The following is a 15288-nucleotide window of genomic DNA, read 5'->3' as shown; positions in this document are numbered from 1 at the left end:
TCACTCTTTGTGGAACAGGCATCTTGCCTGTTCTTGAGAATGGTGCAAGATGCACCCTAAAAATCGATCGTCCTGTGACAGTTGGCCTTAGTCTTATCTGATAGAGGGGGCTTGGAACTATCCCCCCTCTCTCCCATTCTCCCCCTCTCCGATTCTCCCCACTCTGCCAGCACTTCTGAGAATTTGACAAGCCAAAATCGCCGCCCCAAATCCATTATCAATATTCACCACACCCACACCCGCCGCACAAGAATTGAGCATAGTTAAAAGAGGAGCAATCCCGCCAAAACTCGCGCCGTAACCCACACTCGTCGGCACAGCAATCACCGGACAATCTGCCAAACCCGCAACCACACTCGCCAAAGCACCTTCCATACCCGCAACCGCAATCAACACATCAGCATCAGCAATCACGTGCCGGTTGCTCAGCAAGCGGTGAATGCCCGCAACTCCGACATCCCACAAACGTCGCACCTGAAAACCGCAAAGTTCCGCAGTAATTGCCGCCTCTTCCGCTACAGGCAAATCCGCCGTTCCCGCACTGATAATAGTCACAGTACCCGGATGCTGCGGATTTGGGGAATTAGGAGAAATTGCACAAATTCGAGCCTTTTGGTAGTAGCACAAATCGGGTATTTTTTGTTGCAATTGCTCGAAAACTTCCGGTTCGATTCGTGTCGCCATCACCGCCGAATTTCGCCCGCGCATCGCCTCGATAATCTCAACAATTTGGTCGGGCGTTTTCCCTGGGCCCCAAATTACTTCAGGAAAACCCGTTCTTAAAGTGCGGTGGTGGTCAATTTTGGCAAAATCGCCGACTTGTTCAAAGTCAAAATGCTTTAATTTATCCAAAGCGGCGATCGGACTAACATCGCCGGCCGCGACAGATTCGAGTAACTTCTGTAAAATTTTAGGTTCCATAAACTAATAACTAATGACTGCTAACTAATGACCGGCCCAAAAACGGATACAAGCCCCCAACTTAAATCGCGGCACAATTTTAGACTCTTGTTCAAGTTCCCAGATTCATCTTTAGAGTAAATGAAATCTAAAATCTAAAATCTAAAATCTAAAATCGACTGACTATTCTGTTATTTTCAGTTCGTACAAATTCCAGAAAGCACCGCCGAGGGCACTGTAGCGAATTCCCGAAACGCGATCGCGCACCGCCTCAAAAGTCAGCGGATTCACCATATAGATAAACGGCACTTGTTCCGCTATAATCCGCTGCGTCTCCCCATAAATTTCCTTGCGCTTAGCCTCATCAAGCTCTTGGGAAGCTTTCACGTAAAGGTCATCGATTTTTTGCTCCCAGTCGTCAACTTTCCAACCCTTAATCGGCGGTTCTCCGGCTTGCGGGCCCTGGTTGAAACTGTGCAGCGTGCCGTTAACAGACCAAATATTGTAGCCGCTGTGCGGTTCAGTACCTCCCGTAAAACCGCCGAGGTAAGTATCCCAATTCCGCGTCAATCGCAGCTTTTCCACATAAGTGTTAAAACTCAGGAACTGCGTATCAATTTGCATCCCCAGTTTGCCCAAGTCTTGCTTAATTTGCGTTGCCATTTGTTCCCGAACTTTTTTACCTGCGGCCATCAACAAAGTAAATCGCACCTTGTTGCCTTCAGCATCCAACAATTCGTCGTTACTATTATACTTGAAACCAGCACTTAACAGTAACTCTTTGGCTTTTTGCCGATCGTAACTGTAAGTTTTCAATCCCTCTTCTGGGGACAGGTAGAACGGGCTTTGCGCCGGAATTGGGGAATGCAGCGGCTCGCCAAGTCCGCGATAAATATTGTTAGTCATGGCGGATCGGTTGATGCCGTAGGCGATCGCCTGCCGAAATTCCTTAGTCGCGAACCACCGAGACTTAATTGGGTCTACAAACGGCTGATTTTGAGCATTGCGCCCCTTATTCAGATTGAAACACACAAAGACGCTGCCAGTATCCGGGCCGCCGTTGAAGACCGTATATTTGCCGCGATTTTCCTCCCGTTTCAGCAGGGGAAACACTTCCGGTTCCACGTTCAGAGTATCCAAATCGCCCGATCGAAAATTCAGCAGTTGATTGTCAGTATTTTCGATAATTTGCCAAACAATTTGCTGGATGTAAGGCTGGACATTTCCCTCAGCATCTTTGCGCCAAAAATACGGATTTCGTTCCAAAACAACGCGCTGATTAGGAGTATAACTCAGCATTCGGTACTGACCGTTGCCGACAATTTTTTTAGGATCAGTATCCGTGCCCCAAGTAGTCAGGTATTTAGGGTTGCCGTCTGCATCTGTATTTTCGACAGCTTCCTGTAAAATATGAGCTGGTAAAATTGGGATTCCCCCAGCATATCTAATAAATGGAGCAAAGGGTTCTGCCACGGAAAATTCAACGCGGCGGCTGTCAATTTTTTTAACTTTTGGGAATTCGCGACTCATGCCAACCCTCAGATTATCTTTCAAACCGCTAGGAATTTTGTCATTGAAATAAATCTTTTCATAGCTGAAGATAATGTCATCAGTAGTCATCGGTTCGCCGTCCGACCATTTCAAACCCTCTCGCAGGGTGAAGACAATCTTTTTGCCATCTTTAGAAACTTCCCAGGACTGGGCTAAACCGGGTTCTAAATCTGATGTTAACCCATTTTGGTTAATTAGTCCATCGTAAATATAGCCAAAAATGTCGTAGGCCGACTGATTTAACGGGGAGTTGAAGGTGGCCGGGCCGCTGGGGGTCGGAACGATGAGTCTGTTTACTAAGTTCGATCGGGCTGGAGTGCACGCAGACAGAGTTAGGGTGGCAATTGCCGCCAGTAAAATCGCCAGCCAGCGCAGTCTTGAATGTAGCATCATAGAAATTTTCATAATTTTTTAGTTTACCACCTGCGTGCAACTATGACTGAGATTGTAACCAACCAAGAAAGTCTTCAGTGCGCGAAAAATACTTTTCCACTCCAGCCTGTTGCAAAGCATCTTGAACTTCGGGAAGTTGGCGAAATTCTTTGATGTTGCCACTTAGAAATGCTTTGGTTTCTGTGGGGTGCAAGCGGGCATGAGTCAGGATACAGTGTAAAATTAAATTGTCGGTTGGATCTTTTTCTATCAAAGTTTCGTTTAAGCTTGCTTCGATCATCTCTGTATTTAATACAATCATTTCTGCATTTCGCGACATCAGACTTATCGCTTCTCGCAAGCGCGATTTAATTTCACCTACTCGATAGCGAGAGAAAATGAATGACTCTTCTAAGTGAAAAGATAGAGATGCGGCGTGTTCGGATGTCACATCTCGCTTTGTTTCGCTAATTTGGCGGCTTAGCTGTTGCCCAAAAGAGTTTTGTCGCTTCAACTCATCCTCTAAAGCTGACAAAGCCTCCATGTAACAAATGCTGGGTATGACCAACTGAACTGATGAGGACAAATCCCGCAGCAACATAATTGCTTCAGCCTCACGCCCTGTAGCAATACTCATCAAAAAGTTGGTCTCGATATATACGATTGCCACCTAATTCCACTCCTGATTTTGTTGTTCCACCTGCAAGTAACGGCAGCAAACCGATGGCTGCTATTTGTTCCGATGCTGGCGGAATTTCTGATTTCCAATGATAATCTAAGTCATGCAGCCACGATTGGATGAGCGTCTCAATGGTATCTTCAAATATCCATTTACTGCCAAATGTAGGGAGATAATAGCGACATATTTCACCAGTATTGAGAGTGCAAACAGGCTCCAATAAATTTTTTCCGTCCCATTTAAAAATCAAAATTTGTTCCGCGTCAACAAACATAGCATAGGGAACCATCGCGTTTTTTTCAGATAGCTTAGCTAACACCGCTTTCAGCCAATCGATCGCGCGAGCGATAATTTTCTGTTTCGCGGCTGTTTCTTGAGCTTGAATAATTTTAACCTCGATTAGCACGACTATGTTATCGTCCTTATCCAACGCGATCACATCCGCGTCTACGGGTAATTGTAACTCCCAAGTGTCAGTGTCCATGATTTCAGGCTTCCTAGCGATGTTGGATTTGAGATTAACTTTACAGTCAATTAGAGATTCTAGAGTTCTATTTTTTGCCCAACAAAACTACAGCATAGGCTGCAATTCCTTCTTCTCTCCCCACCGGGCCTAACTTTTCGTTGGTGGTGGCTTTGATGCCAATTTGGTCTGGTTTTAATTGTAGGACAGCAGAAAGCCGATCGCGCATTTGCTCAATATGCGGTTTCAGCTTTGGACGTTCCGCCACCACCACCGAATCAATATTGCCGATTTCCCAGCCTTTATCTAATATTAACTGATTGACTTGTGCCAGCAATACGAGACTATCCGCACCCTTCCATTTCGGGTCAGTTGGCGGGAAATAAAGACCGATATCTCCTAAGCTCAGAGCTCCGAGCATAGCATCCATGATAGCGTGAGTAAGTACGTCGGCGTCGCTGTGGCCGAGTAATCCTAATTCGTGAGGAATATTGACACCGCCTAGGATGAGAGGACGATCGGGAACTAAGCAGTGAATGTCGTAGCCATTGCCGATGCGGATGTTCATGTAAAAGGAAGGTTTGGTAAGTATAGTAGAAGACAATTATTTCATATTTTCAGGGAGATAAGTGAATTTATTTTTTAAGGCCGAGCCGAGTGTTAAATATTTTTTTTTCTGCTTTCCTCAGCAGCTATGGCAATCCTAAAGCTGTTGGAGGGGGGAGAGAAGGGTTAATGCTGGAAACGCTAGAAAATTATGGGGACTTCTCGATCGCTCTCCTGAAATCAAAGACTTACAAACGCGAATCCAAAATTTATTAGGCTCTTAAATAAGCTGTTGTTCATTTAAATTGCATATTTCGAGTCCCGATCAACAATCGTCAAATCCTCTCCCCCTCTCCTCTTCTCCCCCTCTCCCTCTCTAATACCATAGGCAATCTAGATGCAACACAGCTTATAGCAATCCTAAATGATTCAGATAAATTTGTAGGGGTAGTGCTACCCCTACTCCCCGTGCCTACCCCTTATCTATCGGGCAACCACGGGGAGTAGGGGTCGGATTGCCCCTACAATAATTATGCAAATGATTTAGGATTGCTATATACGGGATTTACGCATCAAGACCAAAGAAACCGGGTTTTTTACCGAATCTGTGGACTACCACGAAGTATTACCGCAAAAAACCAGGTTTCTGACCACGAATTTCAAAGGTGGTACCCGCCACGTGATTTATCCGTGGAATCAATCCAAAATCGAAAATCGAAAATCCTCAAGCCCCCGCATTTATCTCGCGCAAGTCAATCGAAAATCTAAAATCTAAAATCTAAAATCGATTGACCACTCGTGCGATCGCCCTTTCTCCTATTCTCCCCTCTCCTGCAACCATCGATCATACAAATCCGATCGCCTTTGGCGCGTTCTTTCAATTTGCTGTTCCCTGCGCCAGCGAGCAATTTCCGCGTGATTACCCGACAGCAACACATCGGGCACCTTCAATCCCCGAAAATCCGCCGGTCGAGTGTACTGCGGATAATCCAAAAGTCCGTCTTCAAAACTCTCAAACTTTAGCGAATCTTCCTTCGCCACAGTTCCCCGCAGCAATCGCAAAACTCCATTAATCAAAGCTAAAGCCGGAATTTCGCCCCCCGTGAGCACAAAATCCCCCAAAGACACCTCGCGAGTTACCAAATGCAGCACTCGATCGTCCACACCCTCATAATGACCGCAAATCAACACCAACTGATCGCGATCCGCCGCCAACTCCCGAAACATCGCCTGCTGCATCGGTTCCCCCTGGGGAGTCAGCAAAATCACCTCCCGCCTCGGCAAAATCGGCAGCGACTCCACCGCAGCAAAAATCGGTTCCGGTTTCATCAGCATCCCCACTCCGCCCCCGTAAGGCTCATCATCGACTCGCTGGTGTTTGTCTGTGGTAAAATCGCGGGGATTGACAAAATTCACCTCAGCAATCTTTTTAGCTAAGGCTTTGCCCATCAGTCCCGACTCTAGGGGAGCCCGGAAAAATTCTGGAAATAGGGTAACAACGTCAAATCGCACAATTATTGGAATTTCATTGAGACATCACCTCTAGTTTGACCTTTAGAGGGAGTTCAGTTTTCAGTAATTGCTTTATTCTTTATAATTTCTTATAATTTCTGAGAATTTTTGCAAGTTAAATTTTCTTCCTTTGTCGGCGGGCCGGTTTTGTACAAAAATAATCTGTTTTTCATGACAGCGACTGCAAGTAAACTCGCCCCCAAACAACTGCGGGATAGCGCGATCGGCGATCGCACCTCACTCGCACCAACAAATATTTATTCTTAAAAAGCCCTATTCTACGCACAGCCACGGCAAAATTGAATTTCACATCCAACAGAGGAAGACACACCATGCAGCAGTTGACATCTCAAGCCCTTGAACACAATATTCCCCAGCGCACAAAAACCTCGATTATGGTCATCGGGGGAGCCGAAGACAAAGTTCACGGGCGAGAGATTCTGAACACCTTTTTTTGCCGTGCTGGGGGTGCAAACGCTCGGCTGGCGATCGTTCCCTGCGCTTCGCGAGATCCCGAAGGAATTAGCAACCGCTACCGCACAATATTTGACGAAATGGGCGTTAGCGCAGTCAAAGTAGTGGACATCCGCGAACGCGAACAAGCCGAAAACCCCGTCTGGAAAGATTACTTAGAAGACTGTACGGGCGTATTCATCACAGGCGGCGACCAACTGCGGCTTTGTGGGCTGCTGGCGGACACCCCGCTGATGGAGAAAATTCGCAAAGAAACTCTCGAAGGCAAGATTACCCTCGCTGGCACCAGCGCGGGTGCTGCGGTGATGGGATATCACATGATTGCCGGCGGTGGGAGTGGGGCGTCACCGAACCGCTCTTTAGTAGACATGGCAAACGGACTTAACATTATTCCTGAGATCATCGTAGACCAGCATTTTCACAACCGCAACCGCATGGCTCGCTTGCTGTCGGCTGTGGCTTGCCATCCCGATCGCCTCGCTATTGGTATTGACGAAGACACCTGTGCCTTGTTTGAGGGAGACGATACTATGAAAATTCTCGGTAAAGGCACTGTGACTATTGTTGATTCTAGGGAAAATTTTTATACCAATGAGTCTATGGTAGGAGCGACAGAACCCTTAAGTCTGTTCAATATGCGCTTGCACGTCCTGTGTCACGGAGATTGCTACAATATGCCCCTAGGCAAACCAATGCCATCGGGAGCGTGTTCCGAGTCTGGCTGGCCCCCCGAATGCCGCACAGCCAACTAACGTAGAACATCTCTTGTCATTGATTCGGCAGAAATTAGGCGGCATTCCGGCCGAATCATGGATACCACCATAGAATAGATTCCGAAGCAGCCACGGTCTGACCCCAGCAGGCCGAACCACAGAAAATTCTAGCTTCGGGCTTTGAGTTTTTGCTAGCCATGTACCTGTACTTGTTTTTAGCCGATCGCAGGAGCAGAAATTTTCAATTGGGTAGCCCATAACTGGAAATTCACTCCCAAACTGTTCGCAGCGAACAGTTTATCGAGCAATCTAGATCGAAATTGAATAAATGCTCCAATTATCTATAAGATTTCGCGCCCCATACCCCTCAAACTGCCATGAAAATACTTAAAATCCAGACCTTACGCGGCCCCAACTACTGGAGCATCCGACGCCAGAAACTCGTCCTGATGCGTCTGGATTTAGAGGAGTGGGCAGATAAAACCACAGCGGAAATTCCTGGATTCTACGAAGGGTTGATCGCCGCACTTCCGAGTTTGAACGACCATCACTGTTCCCCAGGCCATCAGGGAGGATTCCTGCAACGGGTCAGAGAAGGCACAATGATGGGACACGTAATCGAACACGTCGCCCTAGAACTTCAGGAAATGGCAGGAATGCCGGTCGGGTTCGGTCGCACCCGCGAGACTGCGACCCCAGGCATTTACCAAGTAGTAATCGAGTATCAAAACGAACAAGCAGGTCGCTATGCAGCCCGGGCGGGCGTGCGGATGTGCCAAAGTATTGCCGAGACAGGCACTTATCCAGCAGCAGAATTAGTCCAAGATTTGAGAGACCTGAGAGAGTTTGGTGCGTCGGCGGCTTTGGGGCCGAGCACGGAAACACTGATCAAGGAAGCAGAAGCGCGCGGCATTCCTTGGATACCTTTGAACGCCCGGTTTATGATTCAACTCGGCTACGGGGTTCACCAAAAGCGGATTCAGGCCACTCTGAGCAACCGGACGGGAGTTTTGGGAGTAGAACTTGCCTGTGACAAGGAAGGTACCAAAAATATCCTCGCCAGCGCCGGTGTACCGGTGCCAAGAGGAACGGTGATTCATTATTTGGACGAACTGCGCGGGGCGATCGAAGATGTCGGCGGTTATCCGATCGTCCTCAAACCCCTAGACGGCAACCACGGCCGCGGCATTACGATCGACATCAATTCCTGGGAAGCAGCAGAAGAAGCCTACGACTTAGCCAGCGCCGCATCAAAAACAAAAAGCGTCATTGTCGAGCGCTATTACGTCGGCCGTGACCACAGAGTATTGGTAGTCAACGGGCAAGTCATAGCAGTCGCAGAACGAGTCCCTGCTAACGTCGTGGGCAACGGCAAGTCTACAGTAGAACAGCTTATTGAAGAAGTAAACCGCGACCCGCAGCGAGGAGACGGACACGACAACGTGCTCACCCGGATCACGATCGACAAATTGTCGCTGGATTTGCTGGAAAAACAAGGATACGCGATGGACTCGGTAGTGCCCGCCGGCGAAAGAGTATTTTTGCGGGCGACAGCAAACTTGAGTACCGGTGGAATTGCAGTCGATCGCACCGACGAAATCCACCCAGAAAACGTCTGGCTGTTTTCCAGAGTCGCCAAAATTATCGGTTTGGACATCGCCGGCATTGACGTAGTAACTCCCGACATTTCCCAACCCCTGCGCGATGTCAACGGCGTCATCGTCGAAGTCAACGCAGCACCGGGTTTCAGAATGCACGTCGCCCCCAGTCAAGGTTTACCCCGCAACGTCGCCGGCGCCGTCTTCGATATGCTTTTCCCCTCGCCTCAACCCAGCCGGGTGCCGATTTTAGCGGTAACGGGAACCAACGGCAAAACGACAACCACTCGCCTGCTAGCCCACATTGTCAAGCAGACCGGTCAGATTACCGGCTACACGACTACCGACGGCACTTACATCGGCGATTATTTGGTAGAAACCGGAGACAATACCGGGCCGCAGAGTGCTCAATTGATTTTGTCTGACCCGACGGTGGAAGTGGCAGTGTTGGAAACGGCTAGAGGCGGAATTTTGCGATCGGGCCTCGGCTTCGATCAGTGCGATGTCGGCGTCGTCTTGAACGTCGCGGCAGATCACTTGGGAATTGGCGACATCGACACCGTGGAACAACTTGCCAAACTCAAGAGTGTCCTCGTCGAGTCGGTAATGCCCAAAGGCTATGCAGTTTTGAATGCAGACGACCCGCTGGTATCACAAATGGCGCAGCGTGTCAAGGCTCAAATTGCATATTTTTCGATGAACCCGGACAACGAACTGGTTGCCAAACATACCGCTGCGGGCGGGCTGGCAGCGATTTACGAAAATGGGTATTTGTCGATATTGAAAGGTGATTGGACGCTGAGAATTGAGCAGGCTGTGAACGTGCCGCTGACGATGGGCGGACGCGCGCCGTTTATGATTGCTAATGCTTTAGCAGCTTGTTTGGCTGCTTTTGCCCAAGGATTGAAAATAGAAGATATTCGCGCTGCTTTGTCCAGCTTCCAAGCATCCGTCGGTCAAACTCCCGGAAGGATGAACTTGTTTAATTTGGGCAGCTATCACGCTTTACTCGACTACGCGCACAACCCCCACAGCTACAAAGCTTTGGGCAGTTTCGTGCTGAATTGGCCGGGACTGCGGATCGGGGTTGTCGGCGCGCCCGGAGACCGACGAGATGAAGATTTTGTCACGCTGGGCAAACTTTCGGCCGAGATGTTCGATCGTATTCTTGTCAAAGAAGATATTGACAGGCGCGGCCGAGAACCCGGTGCCGTGGCAAAGTTAATTTGCCAGGGAATTGCCGAGGCGATTTCTGCAGGAACCGCAAAGAAATCTCAAGTTGAATACGAGTTGATTCTCGACGAAACAACGGCCGTTAACAAGGCTTTAGATGAGGCGCCAGCCGGCAGTTTGGTAGTGATTTTACCTGAAAGTGTCAACAAAGCTCTGAGTTTAATTGAAGCCCGGAAACCGATTAAGGAATCTGTGGAAGTTCAAAATGGTTTAGATCGATCGAAGTCACAGGAAAGTTTAAAACCGACTGTGGTGAATTAAGGCTAAACTCTGAACTTTGATTTCATTACATTATTAATAGGTTGGGTTAACGAAAGGAAACCCAACCTTTTTGCTTTAGACAACCGCCGTATTATCTTTCAATATTTTCTCTGTAACCTCAATCAGTTCGCACACAGAATTTTGCGTAAGTTGTGTAGTTTTAAACCCATGAGCAATAGCGTTCCGCAAAGAAAGCGCATTCATTAATAACTGATATTCGGATTTAGAAATCACGCCCTCAACCGTCAGTTGTTTCACTAAATACAGCGGTTCTAATCTTTGCAAACTTAGCTCTTCTTTATGGGCAACAATCCTCAAAGTTGCCTCAACTAAAGACCAAGAATATAGCATTGCTGACTCTAGATGTTGTGTTACAAGTTGCTTGGCGACTTGCAAACCCAACTCTATTTCATGCTCTTGAAAAGAATCCTCAGCTTGGGAAATATCGACTGCATCCTCCGAGTTAGTCATCACTAACTCAAACCTCCAGCCGGGATTTTCTGCTACTGCTTGGGCTAAATTACGTAGATATGTAGTAGAGGGTGACTTGAGTGAAGCGCGTGACTTGACTGCAATAACCACCGATTCTTCGCCCCGGCGCACTATCAGATCCGGGCGATAGCTTTTAAGGAAGTCCGGTAAATCTTCAGAGTTTGGATGAAATGAAATTTCATAACCTTTCTCACGATACTCCTCTGCTAGTTTCAGCAGTTGCTCTCTTTCTATGTTTGCAGTTGGGGTTGCGATCATGTCAGTACCTCTTTGTCAGGAGCATCAATTACGACAATGTGCAAGAATTCATTACCACGGGCAAATCCTTCCGCTAGAATCGAGGTCATATTTTCTACTTTAAAGTTAGTTGATAAATTCCTCTTGCGGACTAGAACATCAGTTACTTGATCGTCATCGACATAGGCTAGCCCGATAATTGCATCTTGAATTGGCTTTACTATGTTGTCTACATCGATTTTAACAGAATCGTAGAAATAAGTTATCTGAAGCATCACTAGGCCAGTAGCTGTTTTCTGCTCCGAAGACCAGTATTTTTCAGCCTCTTGCCTCACTGTCACTTTCCAAGCTTTAAGAAGAGCTCGCCTACGAGCTTGTTGTGATACTGGTGGGCCATCTACTATGAACTCAAATCTCGCCAAAGTGTTTCTAAATAGAAGATTGGGGATTATTTTACCTCTTAACTGCCGCCCACTGGGTAATCGGTTCCAAGAGTTTCCAACCAAAATCGCAAGATAAATCGAAAATTCAAACCGATCTAATTATAGAATCAGGAAAAAGCAAGCAACAGGGTTGAAACATGAATGAAGCCGATCGCACGCGTGTCGAAACATTCATTACGCGCTGGGCAGGTTCTAGCGGTAACGAACGGGCAAACTACCAGTTGTTTTTTGCGGAAATGTGCGATGCGCTGGGAGTCGATCGCCCTTTTGATAAAGGCAGAATTCCCAACGATCCCTACTGCTTTGATAAAGATGTCAAAATTTTTCACCCCAGCGGCAAAGTAACTCCGGGGTTTATTGACTTTTACAAAGCCGAGCATTTTTTAATCGAGGCAAAACAGGGCGGAACAACTAGCAAAAAGGGAACGGCCAAGCGGGGGACAAATACCTATTTGCGAGAGATGGAAAAAGCGTTTGTGCAGGCGATCGCCTATACCCGCAGTCTCAGCAGCAAACCGCCGTTTTTGTTAACTTGCGATATTGGCGATCATTTTGAATTATGGATGGGTTTTAGCGGGGATTATGGCGGCTATGGGGCGCGGCGAGAAATCGGGCTAATCGAGTTGCTGAAAGCCGATGTTTTCGATTTGTTTGTCGATATTTTTAGCAATCCGCAGCAGCGCAATCCAGAGAAAATTGCGGCGCGGGTGACACGGGAAGTGGCGGCAGATTTGGCAGAGTTGGCGAAGCGGATGGAGGCGAATGTCGATCCGCAGCAAGTCGCCCAGTTTTTGATGCGCTGTATTTTCACCATGTTTGCCGAGGATGTGGGGTTACTGAAGGAACATTTGTTTACGCAGGCGCTGGAAACGCGCTGGATTCTCAATCCGAAGACGTTTAAGCCGGAGGTAGAGGCGCTGTGGGAGGCGATGAATGAGGGGACGAGTTTTGGCTTTCATGGCAAACTGTTGCGGTTTAATGGGGGATTGTTTGCCGAGTCGCAGGCGTTTGCTTTGACAAAGGCGCAGTTGGAAGTTTTGTTGCAGGCGGCGAAGCGGGATTGGTGCAATGTGGAACCGGCGATTTTTGGGACGTTGTTGGAAAGGGCGCTGGATTCGAGGGAACGGAGTAAGTTGGGGGCTCATTATACGCCGCGATCGTATGTGGAAAGGTTGGTAAAGCCTGTGGTGATGGAACCTTTGGGCGATCGCTGGATTGCGGTACAAGCGGAGGTTAAACAGTTGCTCAACGCGGGGGAATCGGAACCGACTGCAAATCAAAGGAAAAAGGCGAGCTCAGTTTTAGAAGCATTTCTGACGGAGTTACAACAGGTGAAGATTCTCGATCCGGCGTGCGGATCGGGGAATTTCCTTTATGTCACGTTGGATTTGTTGAAGGGGTTGGAATCGGAGGTGTTGCGGCGCTTGGAAGATGTCACCGGATCGGCGCAGTTGCGGTTAGATATTGCTCAAGTTAATCCGAGTCAGTTTTTGGGGATTGAGATCAATCCTAGGGCAGCGGCGATCGCAGATTTGGTGATTTGGATTGGGTATTTGCAGTGGCATTTTCGGCGGTTTGGCGATATTCCGCCGATCGAACCGGTGTTGCGGGAGTACAACAATATTGAATGCCGGGATGCGGTGTTGGCCTATGACGGAATAGAACCGGATGTGGATGCGGCGGGGAAGGTGAGAACTCGTTGGGGTGGACGGATGATGAAAAGTCCGGTGACGGGGGAAAATATTCCCGATCCGACAAACCAAGTAACAATTTATCGGTATTTGAATCCGAGGGCGGCCCAGTGGCAGGAGGCGGATTATATTGTGTCGAATCCGCCGTTTATTGGCAATGCGAGAATGCGGGAAATGTTGGGAGATGGATATGCAGAAAAGTTGAGGAAAGTCTATAAGGATGTACCGGATACTGTGGATTTCGTCATGTACTGGTGGCACAAGGCAGCGGAACTAACTAGAGCGAGCAAAATTAAACGCTTTGGGTTTATTACCACAAACAGTATTCGCCAAGTTCGGCAGCGGAAAGTTCTGGATTTTCATTTTACGCAAAAGATTCCAACCAGATTAATTTTTGCTATTCCCGATCACCCTTGGATTGATGGAGGGGCAGCAGTCAGAATTGCAATTACAGCAGGTGAATTAGATGACCTCAAAAACCCTGTAAGGATTGCCGAATTTGGTACAGTAGTTGCTGAGTGTGAGGGAGAGACACCGGAAGACTCAGCAGAGCAAGTTCAAGTGCAGTTGCAGAATGTAGGGCTAATTTTTAGTAACCTTCTAGCGGGTTCTGATTTAACTCAATCTCAACAACTTCTGGCTAATGATAGGATATCCAGTCGCGGTGTTATGCTATTTAGTTCCGGGTTTATTGTCGAGCAATCTGACTTTGGAGAGATTGAGTCTGAGGTTCTTTTCCCATACATTAATGGACGAGACTGTATGCAAAATTCTCGCAATGTGCGCGTCATTGATTTATTTGGCTTAAAAGCTGATAAAGCTCAAGAACTATATCCAAAAGCATTCCAATGGGTGTTGGATAAAGTTAAACCTGAACGAGATACTAACCGTGATAAGAGCCTCCGAGAAAACTGGTGGATATTTGGTCGTCCCAGAACTGAACTTCGACCAGCACTAAAGGGACTACAGCGTTATATTGCTACAGTAGAGACTGCGAAGCATAGAGTATTCGTCTTTCTTCCCCGTGAAGTAATACCTGATAATATGTTGATTGCGATCGCCCTTGATGATGCTTATTTCTTAGGAGTTCTTTCTAGTCGAGTTCATGTTACTTGGTCGCTGGCAGCAGGCGGAACATTAGAAGATAGACCTCGTTACAACAAAACTCGATGCTTCGACCCTTTCCCCTTCCCAGACCCCACGGACACCCAAAAACAAACCATCCGCGAACTCGGAGAACGCCTCGACAGCCACCGCAAACGAGTCCAAGCCACTCACCCCGAAGTCACCATCACCGCGATGTACAACCTCCTCGAAAAACTCCGCAAAGGCGAACCCCTCGACGACAAAGACAAAGCCTTCAACCAAAAAGCCCTAGTCTCCACCCTCAAACAAATCCACGACGAACTCGATGCCGCCGTATTTGCCGCCTATGGTTGGGAACCCACCCTCACCGACGACCAAATCCTGGAAAACCTCGTCACCCTCAACGCCCAACGCGCCGAGGAAGAACGCAACGGACACATTCGCTGGCTGCGTCCCGACTACCAAGCCCCAGGCGAAACCTACATCCAACCATCCCTTGCAGGCATCACCACCGAAACCGAAACCGCCATTACACCCACGGAACAACAACCTTTCCCCAAAACCCTCAAAGAGCAACTTTGGGCCATCCGCGACTTATTCCGCACCCAAAGCGGCGAATGGACAGCCGCCCAAGTCACCGCCCATTTCAAAGCAGCCAGCCGCAAACAAAAAGTCATTCTCGACTGTCTGGAAAGCCTGGAAGATTTGGGTATTTTGCTCAGTCATAATGAAGGTGGCGTGCAATATTGGTATCTCCCAACCTGATGGAATTGCAAAAACTTGTAGCTTACGCTAGGGGGTTTGAAGGCGATCGCCCTTACCGGAAAACTGGGTTTAAAGCCCCGTCCTTCTAGGACGGCTTTTCCTCTTTAAGTTTATCAATCCAGTCTTCTACAAGTTGGGTCATTGTTTTTTCTTTCTGTTTGGCAATTCTCCGCAACTTCTCTAGCCGACTCACGACAATGCGAATACTTAATCTTTCTCTGACCATTTGGCTACCCAATTGCTACCTATTATGTTATCATAGTTAGCATGAA

At 47.9% G+C, this 15288-nt stretch carries 13 protein-coding genes; 4 read left to right on the top strand and 9 right to left on the bottom strand.

The window, feature by feature from the left end; genetic code table 11:
- Nucleotides 1–117: 117 nt before the first annotated feature.
- From larB to trmD, 6 genes are all read right to left on the bottom strand, one after another.
- Nucleotides 118–921: a nickel pincer cofactor biosynthesis protein LarB gene (gene larB / locus QT990_RS30105; RefSeq protein WP_333411972.1), complete on the bottom strand. Its 804-nt coding sequence runs from the start codon at nt 919–921 to the stop codon at nt 118–120.
- A 162-nt stretch (nt 922–1083) separates the two neighbouring features.
- Complete coding sequence (locus QT990_RS30100; RefSeq protein WP_333411974.1) at nt 1084–2844, bottom strand: ABC transporter substrate-binding protein; 1761 nt, start codon at nt 2842–2844, stop codon at nt 1084–1086.
- A 40-nt stretch (nt 2845–2884) separates the two neighbouring features.
- On the bottom strand, nt 2885–3460 hold the full coding sequence (locus QT990_RS30095; protein ID WP_333301134.1) for a PIN domain-containing protein: 576 nt from the start codon (nt 3458–3460) through the stop codon (nt 2885–2887).
- Nucleotides 3438–3986, bottom strand: coding sequence for a hypothetical protein (locus QT990_RS30090; RefSeq protein WP_333147217.1), 549 nt, complete (start codon nt 3984–3986; stop codon nt 3438–3440). Before QT990_RS30090 ends, QT990_RS30095 begins: the two co-directional genes overlap by 23 nt.
- A 67-nt stretch (nt 3987–4053) precedes the next feature.
- On the bottom strand, nt 4054–4533 hold the full coding sequence (ispF, locus tag QT990_RS30085) for a 2-C-methyl-D-erythritol 2,4-cyclodiphosphate synthase (RefSeq protein WP_333147227.1): 480 nt from the start codon (nt 4531–4533) through the stop codon (nt 4054–4056).
- Between the two features lie 794 nt (nt 4534–5327).
- Entirely contained in the window at nt 5328–6023 is a 696-nt protein-coding gene (trmD, locus tag QT990_RS30080) for a tRNA (guanosine(37)-N1)-methyltransferase TrmD (RefSeq protein WP_333164483.1), read from the bottom strand.
- Nucleotides 6024–6131: 108 nt separating this feature from the next.
- Between trmD and QT990_RS30075 the strand changes: the two genes are divergently transcribed.
- The 3 genes from QT990_RS30075 (at nt 6132) to cphA (ending at nt 10302) form a co-directional block, all read left to right on the top strand.
- Nucleotides 6132–6290, top strand: a complete 159-nt coding sequence (locus QT990_RS30075; RefSeq protein WP_333466107.1) for a hypothetical protein — start codon at nt 6132–6134, stop codon at nt 6288–6290.
- A 65-nt stretch (nt 6291–6355) separates the two neighbouring features.
- Nucleotides 6356–7249 carry a cyanophycinase gene (locus QT990_RS30070; protein ID WP_333147213.1) on the top strand — a complete coding sequence of 298 codons (894 nt, stop codon included), beginning with the start codon at nt 6356–6358 and terminating at the stop codon, nt 7247–7249.
- Nucleotides 7250–7587: 338 nt separating this feature from the next.
- Nucleotides 7588–10302, top strand: coding sequence for a cyanophycin synthetase (gene cphA / locus QT990_RS30065; RefSeq protein ID WP_333147211.1), 2715 nt, complete (start codon nt 7588–7590; stop codon nt 10300–10302).
- Nucleotides 10303–10377: 75 nt separating this feature from the next.
- Here cphA and QT990_RS30060 read toward each other — a convergent pair whose 3' ends face one another.
- Both QT990_RS30060 and QT990_RS30055 read right to left on the bottom strand, forming a co-directional pair.
- Nucleotides 10378–11052: a hypothetical protein gene (locus QT990_RS30060; RefSeq protein ID WP_333147209.1), complete on the bottom strand. Its 675-nt coding sequence runs from the start codon at nt 11050–11052 to the stop codon at nt 10378–10380.
- A complete protein-coding gene (locus QT990_RS30055) occupies nt 11049–11453 on the bottom strand; it encodes a RusA family crossover junction endodeoxyribonuclease (protein ID WP_333147225.1) in 405 nt (134 codons plus the stop codon). Before QT990_RS30055 ends, QT990_RS30060 begins: the two co-directional genes overlap by 4 nt.
- Before the next feature lie 158 nt (nt 11454–11611).
- On the opposite strand from QT990_RS30055, the gene QT990_RS30050 reads away from it, so the two are divergent.
- On the top strand, nt 11612–15016 hold the full coding sequence (locus QT990_RS30050) for a DNA methyltransferase (protein WP_333147207.1): 3405 nt from the start codon (nt 11612–11614) through the stop codon (nt 15014–15016).
- Nucleotides 15017–15101: 85 nt separating this feature from the next.
- Here the strand turns inward: QT990_RS30050 and QT990_RS30045 are convergent, their stop codons facing one another.
- Entirely contained in the window at nt 15102–15242 is a 141-nt protein-coding gene (locus QT990_RS30045) for a hypothetical protein (RefSeq protein ID WP_333301139.1), read from the bottom strand.
- Nucleotides 15243–15288: the final 46 nt, after the last annotated feature.

Source organism: Microcoleus sp. T3_B1 (genome assembly GCF_036700445.1).
Taxonomy (GTDB): Bacteria; Cyanobacteriota; Cyanobacteriia; order Cyanobacteriales; family Microcoleaceae; genus Microcoleus.
This window is presented reverse-complemented; position numbering and strand designations above follow the sequence as displayed.

Bases quoted from the DNA above. Each gene is read 5' to 3' on its own strand.
- larB (WP_333411972.1), bottom strand. From the start codon at position 921: ATGGAACCTAAAATTTTACAGAAGTTACTCGAATCTGTCGCGGCCGGC.
- QT990_RS30100 (WP_333411974.1), bottom strand. From the start codon at position 2,844: ATGATGCTACATTCAAGACTGCGCTGGCTGGCGATTTTACTGGCGGCA.
- QT990_RS30095 (WP_333301134.1), bottom strand. From the start codon at position 3,460: ATGAGTATTGCTACAGGGCGTGAGGCTGAAGCAATTATGTTGCTGCGG.
- QT990_RS30090 (WP_333147217.1), bottom strand. From the start codon at position 3,986: ATGGACACTGACACTTGGGAGTTACAATTACCCGTAGACGCGGATGTG.
- ispF (WP_333147227.1), bottom strand. From the start codon at position 4,533: ATGAACATCCGCATCGGCAATGGCTACGACATTCACTGCTTAGTTCCC.
- QT990_RS30070 (WP_333147213.1), top strand. From the start codon at position 6,356: ATGCAGCAGTTGACATCTCAAGCCCTTGAACACAATATTCCCCAGCGC.
- cphA (WP_333147211.1), top strand. From the start codon at position 7,588: ATGAAAATACTTAAAATCCAGACCTTACGCGGCCCCAACTACTGGAGC.
- QT990_RS30060 (WP_333147209.1), bottom strand. From the start codon at position 11,052: ATGATCGCAACCCCAACTGCAAACATAGAAAGAGAGCAACTGCTGAAA.
- QT990_RS30050 (WP_333147207.1), top strand. From the start codon at position 11,612: ATGAATGAAGCCGATCGCACGCGTGTCGAAACATTCATTACGCGCTGG.
- QT990_RS30045 (WP_333301139.1), bottom strand. From the start codon at position 15,242: ATGGTCAGAGAAAGATTAAGTATTCGCATTGTCGTGAGTCGGCTAGAG.